Annotated in this window: 18 protein-coding genes and 2 pseudogenes; 5 read left to right on the forward strand and 15 right to left on the reverse strand. The window is 60.1% G+C overall.

Annotation, left to right across the window (positions count from 1 at the left end):
- Positions 1–54 precede the first annotated feature (54 nt).
- Together NL64_RS04530 and NL64_RS04535 are read right to left on the reverse strand one after the other, a co-directional pair.
- Positions 55–372, reverse strand: coding sequence for an NIPSNAP family protein (locus NL64_RS04530; RefSeq protein ID WP_034146958.1), 318 nt, complete (start codon positions 370–372; stop codon positions 55–57).
- Between the two features lie 20 nt (positions 373–392).
- On the reverse strand, positions 393–1,289 hold the full coding sequence (locus tag NL64_RS04535) for an AraC family transcriptional regulator (RefSeq protein ID WP_034146959.1): 897 nt from the start codon (positions 1,287–1,289) through the stop codon (positions 393–395).
- Positions 1,290–1,442: 153 nt separating this feature from the next.
- Here NL64_RS04535 and NL64_RS04540 point away from each other — a divergent pair.
- Positions 1,443–2,160, forward strand: a pseudogene (locus NL64_RS04540) (cysteine hydrolase family protein).
- Between the two features lie 85 nt (positions 2,161–2,245).
- On the opposite strand, the gene NL64_RS04545 reads toward NL64_RS04540, so the two are convergent.
- Positions 2,246–3,157, reverse strand: coding sequence for a LysR family transcriptional regulator (locus tag NL64_RS04545; protein WP_034146960.1), 912 nt, complete (start codon positions 3,155–3,157; stop codon positions 2,246–2,248).
- 130 nt (positions 3,158–3,287) lie between these two features.
- On the opposite strand from NL64_RS04545, the gene NL64_RS04550 reads away from it, so the two are divergent.
- On the forward strand, positions 3,288–4,118 hold the full coding sequence (locus NL64_RS04550) for an oxidoreductase (RefSeq protein WP_034146961.1): 831 nt from the start codon (positions 3,288–3,290) through the stop codon (positions 4,116–4,118).
- Between the two features lie 195 nt (positions 4,119–4,313).
- On the forward strand, positions 4,314–4,649 hold the full coding sequence (locus NL64_RS04555) for a hypothetical protein (RefSeq protein ID WP_034146962.1): 336 nt from the start codon (positions 4,314–4,316) through the stop codon (positions 4,647–4,649).
- Positions 4,650–4,725: 76 nt separating this feature from the next.
- Here the strand turns inward: NL64_RS04555 and NL64_RS04560 are convergent, their stop codons facing one another.
- Together NL64_RS04560 and NL64_RS04565 are read right to left on the reverse strand one after the other, a co-directional pair.
- The gene (locus NL64_RS04560; RefSeq protein WP_253277055.1) at positions 4,726–5,193 is read right to left on the reverse strand and encodes a hypothetical protein; all 468 of its coding nucleotides are present in this window, start codon (positions 5,191–5,193) and stop codon (positions 4,726–4,728) included.
- 183 nt (positions 5,194–5,376) lie between these two features.
- Positions 5,377–5,787, reverse strand: a complete 411-nt coding sequence (locus tag NL64_RS04565) for a cupin domain-containing protein (protein WP_034146963.1) — start codon at positions 5,785–5,787, stop codon at positions 5,377–5,379.
- A 369-nt stretch (positions 5,788–6,156) separates the two neighbouring features.
- Between NL64_RS04565 and NL64_RS04570 the strand changes: the two genes are divergently transcribed.
- On the forward strand, positions 6,157–6,546 hold the full coding sequence (locus NL64_RS04570) for a c-type cytochrome (protein ID WP_034146964.1): 390 nt from the start codon (positions 6,157–6,159) through the stop codon (positions 6,544–6,546).
- A 57-nt stretch (positions 6,547–6,603) separates the two neighbouring features.
- On the opposite strand, the gene NL64_RS04575 is transcribed toward NL64_RS04570, so the two are convergent.
- From NL64_RS04575 to NL64_RS04595, 5 genes are all read right to left on the reverse strand, one after another.
- Positions 6,604–7,488 (reverse strand): ChaN family lipoprotein, encoded by an 885-nt coding sequence (locus NL64_RS04575; RefSeq protein ID WP_034146965.1) that lies wholly within the window; start codon positions 7,486–7,488, stop codon positions 6,604–6,606.
- Between the two features lie 49 nt (positions 7,489–7,537).
- Positions 7,538–8,305 (reverse strand): heme ABC transporter ATP-binding protein, encoded by a 768-nt coding sequence (locus tag NL64_RS04580; RefSeq protein WP_034146966.1) that lies wholly within the window; start codon positions 8,303–8,305, stop codon positions 7,538–7,540.
- Entirely contained in the window at positions 8,305–9,288 is a 984-nt protein-coding gene (locus tag NL64_RS04585; RefSeq protein WP_172668642.1) for a FecCD family ABC transporter permease, read from the reverse strand. The genes NL64_RS04580 and NL64_RS04585 overlap by 1 nt, the downstream gene beginning before the upstream one ends.
- A 326-nt stretch (positions 9,289–9,614) precedes the next feature.
- Positions 9,615–9,818, reverse strand: coding sequence for a catalase-related domain-containing protein (locus NL64_RS04590; RefSeq protein WP_034146968.1), 204 nt, complete (start codon positions 9,816–9,818; stop codon positions 9,615–9,617).
- Positions 9,811–10,035: a hypothetical protein gene (locus tag NL64_RS04595; RefSeq protein WP_034146969.1), complete on the reverse strand. Its 225-nt coding sequence runs from the start codon at positions 10,033–10,035 to the stop codon at positions 9,811–9,813. The genes NL64_RS04590 and NL64_RS04595 overlap by 8 nt, the downstream gene beginning before the upstream one ends.
- Positions 10,036–10,345: 310 nt before the next feature.
- On the opposite strand from NL64_RS04595, the pseudogene NL64_RS04600 reads away from it, so the two are divergent.
- Positions 10,346–11,320, forward strand: a pseudogene (locus NL64_RS04600) (LysR family transcriptional regulator).
- Here the strand turns inward: NL64_RS04600 and NL64_RS04605 are convergent.
- The 5 genes from NL64_RS04605 to NL64_RS04625 form a co-directional block, all read right to left on the reverse strand.
- Positions 11,296–11,724 carry a nuclear transport factor 2 family protein gene (locus NL64_RS04605; protein ID WP_034146970.1) on the reverse strand — a complete coding sequence of 143 codons (429 nt, stop codon included), beginning with the start codon at positions 11,722–11,724 and terminating at the stop codon, positions 11,296–11,298. The pseudogene NL64_RS04600 and the gene NL64_RS04605 sit on opposite strands and share 25 nt — an antisense overlap.
- A gap of 2 nt (positions 11,725–11,726) precedes the next feature.
- The gene (locus NL64_RS04610; RefSeq protein ID WP_052321197.1) at positions 11,727–12,482 is read right to left on the reverse strand and encodes an SGNH/GDSL hydrolase family protein; all 756 of its coding nucleotides are present in this window, start codon (positions 12,480–12,482) and stop codon (positions 11,727–11,729) included.
- A gap of 307 nt (positions 12,483–12,789) precedes the next feature.
- The gene (locus NL64_RS04615) at positions 12,790–13,152 is read right to left on the reverse strand and encodes a hypothetical protein (protein WP_034146971.1); all 363 of its coding nucleotides are present in this window, start codon (positions 13,150–13,152) and stop codon (positions 12,790–12,792) included.
- Between the two features lie 206 nt (positions 13,153–13,358).
- The gene (locus NL64_RS04620) at positions 13,359–13,928 is read right to left on the reverse strand and encodes a chorismate mutase (RefSeq protein WP_034146972.1); all 570 of its coding nucleotides are present in this window, start codon (positions 13,926–13,928) and stop codon (positions 13,359–13,361) included.
- Between the two features lie 106 nt (positions 13,929–14,034).
- Positions 14,035–14,322: a DUF7693 family protein gene (locus NL64_RS04625; RefSeq protein ID WP_034146973.1), complete on the reverse strand. Its 288-nt coding sequence runs from the start codon at positions 14,320–14,322 to the stop codon at positions 14,035–14,037.
- Between the last annotated feature and the right edge of the window lie 144 nt (positions 14,323–14,466).

Here is a 14,466-nt window from a genome sequence, read left to right on the forward strand (position 1 = left end):
CAAATGGGCCTGCTGCGCAGTCCAGCGGGAGCAAGCTCCCTCGCCACGGGTTGTTTATTGTTTCGGATTACCGAACACCGGCCGGAAGAAACTGCGCTCATAGCTGAGGATGCAGCGGGTTTCTTCTGCGTATTTGAAGGCAGCGATGCACTCCGGGTCGTTCATCGACTGTTGGCGATACGTTTCGTAAGCCGCCAGGCTGGGGAAAGTGAACATGGCCAAGGCAATGTTATTGGCGCCTTCGGACGGCAAAAAGTAGCCGTGATGCTGGCCGCCGAATTTCTCCACCAGTGGAATCCATAACTTGCCGTAGTGTTCGAACGCTTCGAGCTTGTACGGGTCCAGCACATATTTCAGGTAGCAGGTAACCATTGGTTTTCTCACAGGCAGGGTTAGAAGTTTTCAGTCGTTGAATGGTCCGGCGGGTCGCGCAAAACCCGCGCGGTAATCTGCGGTACATCTTCACCGCTGGCATCGCGCTTGAGCCATTCGGCCGGTGGCCAGCCCACTACGTTGAGGAAGGTTCGCGAGAGCGAGGCTTGCGAGCTGTAGCCCACCGTCGTGGCGATCACTTTGATCTGCACGCCGTCGCGCAATAAATCCTGGGCCAGTTTCATCCGCCATGCGGTGACGTAGCCCATGGGTGAAATGTCCATGATCCGGGTGAAGCAGGCGGAGAATTTTGACCGTGACATGTTCGCCAGGCTGGCCATTTTCACGACGGTCCAGAGCGCTTCGGGCGCCTGGTGAATGCGATTGAACACCGCGCCGAGGCGACCATCCTGTAGGGCGTAAAGCAAGCCGCTGGAAATCTTGCCCTCCGTGACCGAGCGCCGCACCAGCAGCACAAACAGGTATTCGAGCAGCAGGTTCAGTGCCTTGGTCCGGCCCGGCGCGGGGTTCTGGAATTCGTTGATCAGCGTGCCGAGCAAGGGCGTGAGGTTGATGAGTTCCCTGAATGGAAACACGAGCGTTTCCTTGAGCCCGAGCGGGAAGGGCTGCAAAGAATTACGTCCGAATTGGAACGAAGCGCAGATCAATTCGGCGCCCTCGGCTGAACTGGAGCGTAATTGGTAACGGCAACTGCTGGGACAGAACAGCACGCTCGGCTCGCTGATCGAAATCTTCGGCAGTCCCGGTTGCACCATGTCGATGCCGCCGCGACTGATCACGTGGATAAACGCCATGCCCGGTGGCTTGTCGAGCAATAGCGTGCCGTCCACCGGGCCGGAAAAAAATAGCCGGCCTTGCAGGTGCGTGCGCTCGAAGAATTCGGAAAGAATGTCCATGTTGGAGACGCCCGGGTAAAGACTCTGTACGTCCTGGCAAAAGTGCAGCAGGGCGCGACCGTAGGATGAAGTTCTCGCCGATCTTAAGCAACGCCCCTGTCGGGCGCCATGGCGCAGAGCGACTTTTCTCATCCACGTCCGGAGTTCCCCGCTATGAGCAACGACTCGATCCGCACCGCCACCCCGTACGCCGACCCGGCAGAGCCCGCGCTGCCGGACCCGGGCATGAAGCTTGACCTGTCACGCACGGCGCTGGTGGTGATCGACCCGCAGATCGACTTCCTCAGCCCCGAAGGCGTGAGCTGGAGCGTCTTCGGCAAAAGCGTTGTCGAGCACGACGTGGTCAATCACCTCGGCCAGTTGTTCGCCGCGGCCAAAGACGCCGGCATCACCGTCGCCGTTTCCCCGCATTATTACTTTCCGTGTGACCACCAATGGCATTTCGGGGCCGCTGGAAAAGGTCATGCACAGCATCAGCATGTTCGACCGCAAGGGCCCGCTGACCCTCGACGGTTTCGAAAACTCCGGTGCCGATTTCATGCCCGAGTTCAAACCGTACATTCTCGACGGCAAAACCATCATCGCTTCGCCGCACAAGGTGTATGGCCCGGAAACCAATGACCTGGCCCTGCAACTGCGCAAGCACGGTGTGTCGCAAGTCATCCTGGCGGGCATGGCGGCGAACCTCTGCGTCGAGTCGCACCTGCGAGAGCTGCTGGAACAGGGTTTTGAAGTGGCCGTGGTGCGTGACGCCACCGCCGGCCCGACGACTCCGGAAGGCGATGGTTACCTGGCCGCGCTGATCAACTACCGCTACATCGCCAACGCCCTGTGGAGTACGGCGCAGACGCTGGACTATCTCAAGGCCTGAGGGTACGGACTGTCCCGGGTTTGCTGGCGAAGGCGTCGTCAGTCGCGATGCAGGACGTGAGGCCGCCTTCGCTGGCAAGCCAGCTCTACAGGATTGAGGTGGCCTCAGGTCGGGCGGCACGAACGAATTCTATGAAAGCCTTTAGCGTCGCCGGCACATGTCGACGGCTGGGGTAGTAGAGGTGCAAACCGGGGTAGAAGGGACACCAGTCGGCCAAGACCTGTATCAAGCTGCCACTGGCAATCTGTGCCTTGACCATGTCTTCGAATACGTAGGCCAGGCCCGCACCTTGCAACGCCGGGCCTACCATCAGGCTGACGTCGCCGAGAGTCAGCGGGCCGTCTATCTCGATTTCCTGGGCGATCCCGCCACGTTCAAATTCCCAGCGATACAGCGTGCCACTGGGGAAGCGATGGCGGATGCACGGCAGGCCATGTAGATCCTCGGGTTTTTGCGGAACGGGATATTTGCGGAAAAATGCCGGCGAGCCTACGACCACCGAACGCATGTAGCGGCCAATAGGCAGCGACACCATATCGGCCTCCAGCCGAACACCGAACCGCACACCGGCGTCGAATCCCTGCGCCACCACATCAACCAGCGCGTCGTCCGTCACGATCTCCAGCCTCACGTCCGGATAGGCTTCCAGGAAGCTGCTGGCCATCGGCAACAGCACCAGTTCAGCGGCTTGGCGGCCTGCGGTGATTCTCAAGTTGCCCGAGGGCTTATCGCGGAAATGGTTCAGGTCTTCCAATGCATCGTCGATGTCGCGAAAGGCGGGTTTCAATCGTGCGTGCAGACGTTCGCCCGCTTCGGTCAACCCGACGCTACGGGTGGTGCGATTGAATAACCTGACGCCGAGACGGTTCTCTAACGTCCGCACCGAATGGCTCAGCGCCGAAGGCGTGAGCCCGAGTTCCACCGCTGCCCGACTGAAATTCAAGTGTGTGGCCACGCACAGGAAAGTCGAGAGCTCTGCCGCTGAAGGCGCTTTCATCTGTGAATACCTTTCACAAAGTCATGCAAAATTATTGGGATTATCACATCAGTAGTGGAGTTTTAAAGTGGCGTCAACTCATCAAGAAGGCCCGGCAATCACGCTCGGGTCGCTGACAGGAGGAGTTGATATGCGTACTTGGCTCATTACTGGCGCTTCCCGTGGTTTTGGCACTCTCATCGCAGAACACGCTCTGCGTGCCGGCGACGCGGTCATTGCCACGGCCCGCAAACCCGAAGAAATCACCGCCAAACTGGGCGATCATCCAAACTTGCTGGCAGTGCGCCTGGACGTCACCCGCGAAGAAGAAGCGCATCAGGCGGTGGCAGAAGGCATCAAGCGTTTTGGCCGCATCGATGTGCTGATTAACAACGCCGGGTTCGGCGTGTTGGGGGCGGTGGAAGAAACCAGCGCCAGCGAGACCGAGCGCCTGTTCGCCACCAATGTCTTCGGCGTGCTCAACGTGACCCGCGCGGTGCTGCCGCACATGCGTCGCCAGCGCTCGGGGCATGTGATCAACATTTCCTCCATCGGCGGCTATCAGGCCTACATGGGTTGGGGTGTCTACGGTTCGACCAAGTTCGCGGTGGAGGGCATTACCGAGGCCCTGCATCAGGAATTGGCGCCGCTGGGGATTCACGCCACGGTGGTCGAACCTGGCTTTTTCCGCACGGATTTCCTTGATGAACAGTCGCTGGTGAAGACCGCGCTGGAACTGTCGGACTACGACGAAACGGTGGGTTTGATGCGCAAGCATGCCGAATCTGCCAACCATGCCCAACCGGGCGATCCGGTGAAGTTTGCCGAGGCCATGCTCGCGCTGGTCAATGCGCCGAAACCGCCACAGCGTCTGGCGCTGGGCAGCGACACCATCGCCCGCATCGAATCGAAAAACCGCCTGGTCGCTCAGGAGTTGGCGGAGTGGAATGAGCTGGCGCTGTCCACTGACTTCAAGGACTGATGCTGTGTAGGAGCCGGCTTGCTGGCGATAGCGGTCCGAAAGGCGACATCTGTGTCGACTGTTCCTCCGCCATCGCCAGCAAGCCGGCTCCTACAGGTTTGAGCTGTTTTGGGTGATATCCACTTGCCATCATCTCCGCTAGAATGCGCGCCGCCCGAGAGATGGATCCCGGGCGTTTTCTCATGGAGTTGTACTGTGAAATACCTCAGTAAAGTTGTTGCTACCACCGTGTTGGGTCTCGTATTGGCCGGTTGCAGCGGCGCGCCGATGAACACCCAGCATTACGACAGCAACCAGTACACCGTGCTGGGTCACAGCGAAGCCAGCGCCACCGGCCTGATGCTGTTCGGTGTGATCCCGATTCGGCAGAACAGCCGTTTTGTACGTGCACAGGACGCGGCGATCAAAGCCAAGGGCGGCGATGCCATGATCAATACCCAAGTGCAGGAACGCTGGTTCTGGGCGTGGGTCCTGAACGGCTACACCACCAAGGTGTCCGGTGATGTGATCAAGCTGAAAAACGTGCAGTAAAAGCCACAAGCAAAAAATCCGGAGCTCTCGACAGGCTCCGGATTTTTTTGCGCGCTGGCGGAGTATCAATGCCCGGTCAGCGGCATTCCAGGCAGAAGTGGGGCATGACGTCGGAGCTGGCATCGTAGCCATTGCTGCCGTCGGCGTAATGATTTTGCCGCAGCCGTTCTGAGCCACCTTCCGCCACGCGTGTGCCGCGCATCGCGTTGTAGTTGGACCCCGCGACCTGATTCTGCTGGAGACGGTCCGAACCGTCCGCAGCGAGTCGGCGTTCCTCCAGGCGATCGGCACCACCTTCGGCGACTCGGCGTTCCTTCAGGCGATCAGCGCCTCCTTCGGCGACCTGGTTCTGTTTTAGACGGTCCGCACCATCGGCTGCCAGTTGCCTTTCCTTGATGCGGTCAGCGCCGCCTTCTGCGAGGTTATGCGCGGCTGTACTGGCGCTATTGGCTCCGGCACCGGTCTCGGCGGCATGGGTGAACGGCGCGATAAAACCGATGGTGGAGCAGAGGGCAATTCCTAGTGCGAATGCACGGGTGTTCATCATGTTCACCTATGGGGCAGGGACTATTCGAGCAACAATCTGGCGGAATGAATGCAGCGCCTTACAGCGCTGGCACTCGATGTCGCCATCTTAGTTGCCCCAATAATCCCGTCACTCATGCATAGGTTGCCTGCGGGAATATCTTGGTATGAACAGCCCATACACGGGTATGGACTGCGACGGTCAATCGACCGGAATCACCGCCGGTTTTTTCTGGTCCTTCAGCAGGAATACGAGAAATTTGGCGGGTTTGTCCTGGCTGGCATTGCGCCCCACGGTGTGAATATCCTCGGGGCTTTCGTGGAAACTTTGCCCGGCTGTCAGTGTGACTTCCTTGCCGCCCTTGACGCCCATCACGATCGTGCCTTCGAGCACATAGATGAAGCCGTGGGCGTCATGTCGATGAACCGGATCTGCGCCACCGGGCGGGTATTCAACGGTAATCATCAGCACTTCCTTGCCGGGATAATCGGCCAGCGCCTGTTGCATCACTGGCGCGACGACAGGCGCGGGCGGCGTGGCGGTCTGACCCTGGGCGGTCATGGTCAGGGTGAACAACAGGGGCAGCAGGGCGAGGGGGAAACGGGTTCGCATGGGACTCTCCTGAACGTGGAAGAGGGCGGGTACGACCCGGTAATGCGATCAGTCAAAAGACCGAATGACGGAACAGTAACCCGTGGCGAGGGAGCTTGCTCCCGCTGGGGCGCGAAGCGGCCCCAAAAAAATGGGTCGGCTGCACCGCCCAACGGGAGCAAGCTCCCTCGCCACAGGCTCATGCTTGACTGATTGGCATTCGGGTAGTTCTCCACGGTCGTACTGCCCCCTATCGATGTAAAGGGAAGGATAGGCGTTGACGACGAATGGCTTCAGAGAGCGATGTCTGAAAGGCTTCGGTAAAGCCGCCAGACATGATGAAATAGCCGCCACTTTTCGCCGTACGCAACACCCGATCTGGAGCTGTAGATGAACAAAGCCGCGGTAATGACTTTCGCCGTTCTGCTCTGTGCAGGATTGTTCGGCGCGCCAGCGAACGCCGCCGGAGATGCCGAGGCCGGTGGGAAACTGTTCAAACGGGTGTGTGGCGGCTGCCATCAGATCGGCGAGTCGGCGCGGGCGTTTTTTGGTCCGCAACTCAACGGGGTTGTTGGGCGTGTGGCGGGGAGCACCACGGATTATCAATATTCGGACGCCATGAAGTCTTCGGGCATCGTCTGGACGCGGGAAAAACTGGCGGCGTACATCGAAGATCCGAAAGCCGTGGTGTCCGGCACCAGGATGATTTTCTGGGGGATCAGCGATCAGGAAAAAATCGATGATTTGTTGGCGTATCTGGAGACCTTTTCGGCGCAGTGATGGTTTGGATGCCAGATCAAAAGATCGCAGCCTTCGGCAGCTCCTACAGGGGACTTTTTAACGACGCAATTGCGCGCAGTGATCCTCTTCCGGTTGCGCTGCCGTGTACCACACGTAATCGGCGCTTTCGAAGGTCACGGTCTTGCCCGCTTCGGCCAGTATCAGCACCGCGTTGCCCTGGCCCGCGCCAAGATCCTGCAAGTGCAGCGGCACTCCCAAATCCTTGCGCACATGGAATGCACCGGCCAACAACAACGCAGGTTTGGGCGCGGCCATCAGGCGCTCGGCCATGCGTCGATCGCGTTGTTGCTGGACGGCCAACATCGCCGGCATCTGTGACTCGGGCAACAAGCCGCAATGGGACTGGCGAATGTCCTCCAGCAATGTGGTTTGTACCTGCTGGGCGGTGGACGCTTCGCCGTTCAACGTCGGGCGCTGTTTATAAATCTGCATGATCTGCGAGCGATCCAGATTGGCCGACAGCAGCGGGTAGGGCTGTCGCAGCGCGTAGTTAATCAACGCCCCGTAAACGCCCCAATCCCAATTGGCTTGCCAAGCCAGTGCCTGATAAGAATCGGCCGGCGGCTGACCAGCGTGGGTGGCCGCTTGAGCCGCATCGACTTTCGCCTGTTGATCGGGGTTGAGCATTTCCATCAACAGACTGCCCTGCGGACGTTGCTTGGCCAGTTCGCGCAGCAGCCACAGCTGCAAGGCGTGGTGATCGGGGTTGTCGTGTTGTTCACCGACCAAAACCCGCGGTGCAACGGCCAGGCGTTCGACCAACGCTTGCGGCGTGAGGGGTCGACCGGTGGCGAGCTCGCGGATCACGCCGAAATCAGTGTGATCCCGTCCTTCCTGCGCGATGGGTGCCGGTGGTGGCGATACGTCCTTGGATTGGCAGGCAGCCAACAGGCTGAACAGACATAGCAGCAGAATGCGCATCGGTTCTCCTCAAACGATTGCCGCCCTCTCTCGCAAAAGGGGGCGGGTTTCAGCGCGCGATAATCAACGGATGGCCGCGTTCCGGGTGACGGTGGATTAGCACTTGCAGTCCATAAACCGCTTCCAGTGCTTCGGCGGTGAGGACTTCGTCCGGCGTGCCGTAAGCGTGAGGGCGACCGTCCTGCAACAACAGCAAGTGATCGCAATAACGTGCGGCCAGGTTGAGGTCATGCAGGATCACCAATACCGCCGCGCCACGAGTGGCGAAATCGCGCACTGCTTGCAGGATAGTGTGCTGGTGCAGCGGGTCGAGCATGGATGTCGGTTCGTCGAGCAACAAGGTCTGCCCCTCCGCGCCGGGCCACAATTGCGCGAGCACCCGCGCCAGATGCACACGCTGGCGCTCGCCACCGGACAGGGCCAGATAGCTGCGCCCGGCCAGGTGCAGGGCGTCGGCGGCACCCAGCGCTTCGGCGACGATTTCGGCATCACGCACGCGGCCACTGGCATAAGGCAAGCGGCCCATGCCCACCACTTCGTTGACCGAGAACGCAAAGTTCAGGCTCGAACTCTGGGGCAATACCGCCAGGCGTTTGGCTCGCTCCTGACCGGGCCAGTCAGCGAGCTTGCGCCCGTCCAGGCTGACCGTACCTTCGCTGGCCGGCAACTCATCGCACAAGGCGGCGAGCAGGGTGCTTTTGCCGGCGCCGTTGGGGCCCAGCACGCCGAGGACTTGCCCCGCATGCAACTCGATATCGATGTCCGTCAGCACGGTGCGACTGCCGCGCCGCACCAGCAAGTTGTTTGCCCGCAACATCAGGAACGCCCCCGCACCAGCAGATAAAGGAAGAAGGGTGCACCGATGAGTGCGGTGACAATGCCGATCGGCAATTCGGCCGGCGCCAGCATCAGTCGCGCGACCAGATCGGCCAGCAACAACAGGCTGGAACCAGCGAGCAATGACGCCGGCAGCAATACGCGATGATCCGGCCCGACCAGCAGCCGCATCAAGTGTGGAACCACTAGGCCGATAAACCCGATCAGGCCCGCAGCCGCGACCGCAGCACCGACACCCAGCGCCGTGCACAACACCAGCTCCAGTTTGATCCGCTCGACATCGAAACCCAGGTGACGCGCTTCCGATTCACCCAGCAGCATCGCATTGAGTGCCGCCGCGCGACGGGGCAACCACAACGCCACGCCGACCGCGACCATCAGCAACGGCCACAGGCGCGGATAGCTGGCACCGTTGAGGCTGCCCAGGTTCCAAAAGGTCAGGGTGCGCAGGGTGGCATCGTCAGCCAGGTAGGTGAACAATCCGACCCCGGCACCGGCCATGGCCGTCATCGCTACGCCCGCCAACAACATGGTGGCGACGTTGGTCTGGCCATTGCTGCGGCCGAAGCGATACACCACCGCGGTGACGATCAAGCCACCGACGAAGGCGCAGACCGACAGCAGATACGGTTCAATGGCCGGCGGCAATCCGCCAAGCATGCTGCCGCCGACAATGGCGAGGGCCGCGCCCAGTGCCGCACCACCCGACACCCCGACCAGTCCCGGATCCGCCAGCGGATTGCGAAACAACCCTTGCATGGCCACGCCGGACAACGCCAGCACCGAACCGACCGCGATGCCGAGCAAACTGCGCGGCAGGCGGATCTGCCCGAGAATCAGCTCGGCCTGTTGGGTATCGCCGCCGTCCACCGGCAACCCGAACAGCCGCAGCCCGGCCAGCAAGGTATCGCCCAGCGGCAGGCTGACCGGCCCGAGCGCCAGGGACAGCCAGAACACTAACACCAGCAACAGACCCAGGAATATCAGCATCGGCCGCGGCCGAACGATGGCCGTCATCGCTCGATCTCGGCGGCCAGCATTGATTTCATACGCATCAGGAGACTTCCTTGGTCGATCAGGTAGCGGCTGATGATGCCATCGACGCTCGGCTTGTGCACACGCGTCTAACCGACGCGGGTTGCTGACCTGCCTGCACTGAATATTTTTCTGAGCGATTCGCCGGATCCTGGGGGAGCGGGCTTGCCCGCGATAGCGGTGTATCAGTCGCCATTGACGTTACCTGACACTCCGCAATCGCGGGCAAGCCCGCTCCCACAGGTTTTTGTGTGTTAACCGTTAATGGCGGCCAACGCCCTGGAAACCCCCGCGCCGTAGAACGGATCGGCCTTGGTGCAATGTGCGATATGGCGCTGTTGAACCGCTTGGGAAACGCCACTGAGTGAGCGCGCGGTGTTTTCGAACAGGGCTTGTTTCTGCGCTTGTGACACCAAGCGGAACAGATTGCCTGGTTGTTCGAAATGGTCCTCATCCACGCGATGATCCCAATGCCCGGCCGCCCCGGAAAATCCCGCACGCGACGATCAAGCCCACCAACCACACCAGCGCGTTCTCCAGCGGCTTCAGGCTGGTAGCGATCAAGAAACGAGAAGTCCTTTGGCCAGAGTTGTACAGCATCTTGCTGTCGGCTCCTTTTAGGAAGGGATGTGTGCTGCGTGCATGGGCAGGCTTATTTGTCTGGTTTTCGATCATGCGCGCCTCGGTTTCTGGTCGGGCTGGGGGCGGAGAATCGGTTCAGTATCCTAGAAGCACGGGCCTGCGTTCCGTTAGGACAAAAAACCCGAAATATCTGCCAGGCGTTGGCGCACGCGGTGATCTAAAACAGTTGGAAGTCATTAATAAAATTGATTTTTTTAGTCACTGGCTATACCGAGGTATCAATGCACTCATCTAACGCATGAGTGAGCTGTCCCCATGTACGACAGACGATTTTCATCCGCGCAATTAACCTGTCCATGCACTTTCCTGAACTCTTTGGCCTTGTGCCCAGGTAACGAACATCATGAACAGAAATGACCTGCGTCGTGCCGACATCAATCTGCTGGTGGTGTTCGAGACGATGATGCACGAGCGAAATGTCAGCCGCGTCGGTGAGAAGCTGTTCCTCGGCCAGCCAGCCATCAGCGGTGCATTGGGCCGTTTGCGGGTGATGTTCGATGACCCGTTGTTCGTTCGTGCCGGAAGGGTGATGGAGCCGACCGCGCGGGCGGAAGAAATCTTCTCCAACCTGACGCCGGCGCTGGACGGCATGGCGGCCGCGTTGAGCCGTTGCCAGTCGTTCGACCCGCGCACCAGTGAAGCGACTTTTCATGTCGGACTCTCTGATGACGTCGAATACGCGTTGCTCCCGCGTCTGTTGCGGCAGCTGCAAATCGAGGCACCGAACATCAGGTTGATCGTGCGTCGAGCCGATCACCGGCAGATGTCGCAGATATTGCTCAGCGGCGAAGTATCCCTCGGCATCAGCCATACCCACGACCTGCCGGCGACGGCACGCCGCAAGGGCCTGCGGCCAATTCGCCCGATGCTGCTGCGGGCGGATAGTCGACCCGGTCCATTAGGATTGTAGGAGTTTTGCCGCCGTCCACACGCCATGGTGTCGTCGACAGGCAACGTGATGGACGACACCGATCAGGCCCTTGGACTGCTTGATCGGCAGCGCAAAGTCGTGCTGACGGTTCCGCAGTTCAGTGCGTTGCCGGTGCTGTTGGCACACAGTGAAATGTTGGCCATCGTGCCGGATTACGTGGCCAGGGCCATGGTATCGCCGGGTGGATTGCGCGCCGAGCCGGCGCCGGTGGAGTTGCCTTCGCAGGAGCTTTCCATGGTCTGGCGCGCGGCGGTGCACAACGATCCGGGCGAGCGCTGGTTACGTTCACGCTGCAATGGTTTTTTCTGCGAGCCGGTCGAGCTGCAAGTGGTGCCAAAGCCTCGACCGGTGCTGCCCAGCGATCAGGCTTTACTGGCGGCCAGATAAGCGCCGAGACGTTGGCCCATTTCCGCGCCCAACGCTTGCAAGCCGCTCAACGGACGAACCATCACTTCGAATTCGACGATTTTTCCCTGTTCGTTGAAGCGGATCATGTCGATGCCCTTCAACTGTTTTTCGCCGACTGTGGCGCTGAATTCCAGCACCACATTCAAGCCGTCGGCGCTGACCAGTTCGCGGTGGTAGGCAAAGTCTTCGAACACCTTGCACACGGTGTTGAGGATCATCGACACCACCGGCGCGCCCGGATACGGCGTGTGCGCCATGGGCGAGCGGAACACGGCTTGCGGGTCCAGCAACTCCGGCAAGTGGCTCAAGTCACCGCTGCGGATCATCTCGTGCCATTGGCTCAAGGATGCGGCGGCGTTGGGGTGCAGTTTCAGTTCAGACATTTTCAACTCCTGTTTTTTTGTTGTTGTTCAATGTTGCCTGATGCAGTTGTGCGAAAGCGCGCGGCGATCACCTCCGCGGCATCGCCTGCCCAAACACGGTAGGTTGCCGGTCCGGGGTGGAAACCATCCCGCGCCATTGATCCAGCCATGGGCACTAGCCGGGTGCTCAGCAGCGTACAGTGATCCGTGCTTGCCGCCAGTTTGGCAAGCTGCCGGTTGAAACAGGCCGCCCGATGGCCCAGGTACCATCGCAGCGGTTGCGGCAGCGCAGGAAACAGATGCATGGGCGGAAGCGGGGAGACGACGATCTGCTTCACCGCGAATTTGTCGCGCAGGACGTCGATCAAGCGTTGTTGCCGGGCGATCCACTGCTCAACCGCCAAGGTGCTGGTGACATCATTGACGCCAATGGACAGCAGCACCACATCGAAGGGTTCCGGGGCGTGGTGTTCGAGCAATTCCAGCAGTGTCTGCGAATCCAGACCGGACCGCGCCCAGAGCTTCCAGCTCAGCCGATATTGCCTGGCCAGCAGGCTGACCAACTGTCCGCTCAACGCATCGGCCTGCGTCGACACCCCGACGCCGGCAGCGGCGCTATCGCCGAGAATCAACAAGCGCAAGGCTTCGCCACTTCCCGCAACACCCTCGCGTTCGCCCTCGGCTTCCGGCAATTTTGGGGTTACCCGGCGCGTGTATTGCCCCTGCATAAGTAGCACGGGGCCGAGCATTATTTTGGCCAGCGCTTCGGTCTTGCTCATGCTTGAGGTCCAGATCAGGGAGGTCGCGACACATTAAGCAAGGCTGCCAGATCCACCCATGGCGCGTCACCGGTCATATCAGCCGAAATGCTGTTCACTTAAACGCTGTGGCGAGGGAGCTTGCTCCCGCTGGACTGCACAGCAGTCCCGCTCTTTTTGAATGAAGAGGGGGCCGCTTCGCGACCCAGCGGGAGCAAGCTCCCTCGCCACAGGTTTTCGTTTGTCTCGAAAGCAAACTCGGCGTCCACGAAAAAGCCCGGCTGATCAGGCCGGGCTTTTTCGTGGGTATTGCGGTGAAGCGATTTATTTAGGCGACGGTGTTGCCTTGCAGACGGTCGGAGCCATCGGCCGCGACGGTGTTGCCTTGCAGGCGATCCGAGCCATCAGCGGCAACGGTGTTGCCTTGCAGACGGTCGGAGCCATCGGCCGCGACGGTGTTGCCTTGCAGGCGATCCGAACCATCAGCAGCAACGCGATTTTCAATCAGGCGGTCAGAGCCACCTTCGGCGACACGATTCTGGATCAAACGATCCGAACCACCTTCAGCCACACGGCTTTCAATCAGACGATCCGAGCCACCTTCAGCGACAACTGGCTGAGTAGCGGTAGCGGCAAAAGCGTTAACTGCAAAAACCGAGAAAGCGATGCTGAGGATAGTTTGGCGTTTCATGATCGTGTGCTCCAAGGTGTTGTTGGTTGGTATGGAGCCAATGTTACGCCGCGGATTTTTTAAGAGAACTTCATTGAGTTGATGGTGACTATTGACGCAGTCAATGGATGGTAGAGACGGCTTTTTGTAGGAGCCCGGCTTGTTGGCGATGGCGTCCTTGAGAGCGCTATCGCCAGCAAGCCGGCTCCTACCGGTATGGGTCGTGCTTATTGATCAGTGATGCACAACTCTCCGGTGGCACGGATCAGTGCCTGGCCGTGCAGCGCATCCTTGATCAGGCCGGAGCGCTCTTTGGCCAGCCAGTTCGGGCATTCCGGGTCGACGCGGTAGGGCACGAAATCAGCGTATTGCTGCAACAGGCGGCTTTGCAGTTCATCCAGTTTCGGCCTGATTTGATTCAGGTCCGGCCGTGGTACATCAGGTGCATTGCGCGCCGCTTGCCATTGCGCGATCAGCCCGTACTGCACCAGTTTGTTGGCTTCGATCTGGGCGGCGATCAATTCGGCGGCCTCATCCGCGTCCACGTTTTTCTCAATCGCAATCTTCCTGGCATTGGCGATGACTTGCGCTTCCCGAGTGCTGTCCTGGATCGGCTTGCCGCTGTCCCACTTGGTCAGCGCTACCTGGTCAGCGATGTTCAGGCGCTCGTTGATCGTCGCCAGCAGCGGTTGCAAGGGTTCAGGTGCCGGGGAAGGTGTTTCAGCGTGGGCGCCGCCCGCGAGCAGACCGATCAGGGTGCAGGTCGACAGATGCGGCAAGCGTGGGAAGCGGAGCATGGGTAAACCTCGTTGGACGCTGGATTCACTATCACTGTTATGTAACACAGGTGAGACAGCGGAACGAAGGCCCATTGACGGGTTTGTTGAAGATTGAGCGCGCGTGTCACTCAGCCAACCGTCGTTCGATCTGTGCCAGCTCCCAAGTGCTGAGCAAACTGACCGGGTCGGTGCCGTAATGCTGCCAACCGTCGTACTCACGACCATCGGGGCTTTGGCAATGCAGGCAGTGGCGCAGATGATTGCCGTCGACATCCAGGGTCATGCGCCAGCCCTCGATGTCGACCTGCGCGTGGCCCTGTCCGGGCTGATCGGCGAGACGCGCGAACGGGCGAATGCCTTGGGCGACATCACGCAATTGCTGGTAAACCTCGCGGGCGGTCAGGGGCGGCACGGCTGTCTCCGGTGAGTGTGCGGGGGCACAGGATAGACGATTGAGTGATGGATTTTGAGCATGAAAAAGCCCGGCTGATCAGGCCGGGCTTTTCGTGGGTACTGCGGTGAAGCCATTGGTTCAGGCAACGGTGTTGCCTTGCAG

The organism is Pseudomonas fluorescens (assembly GCF_000802965.1).
GTDB lineage: Bacteria > Pseudomonadota > Gammaproteobacteria > Pseudomonadales > Pseudomonadaceae > Aquipseudomonas > Aquipseudomonas fluorescens_A.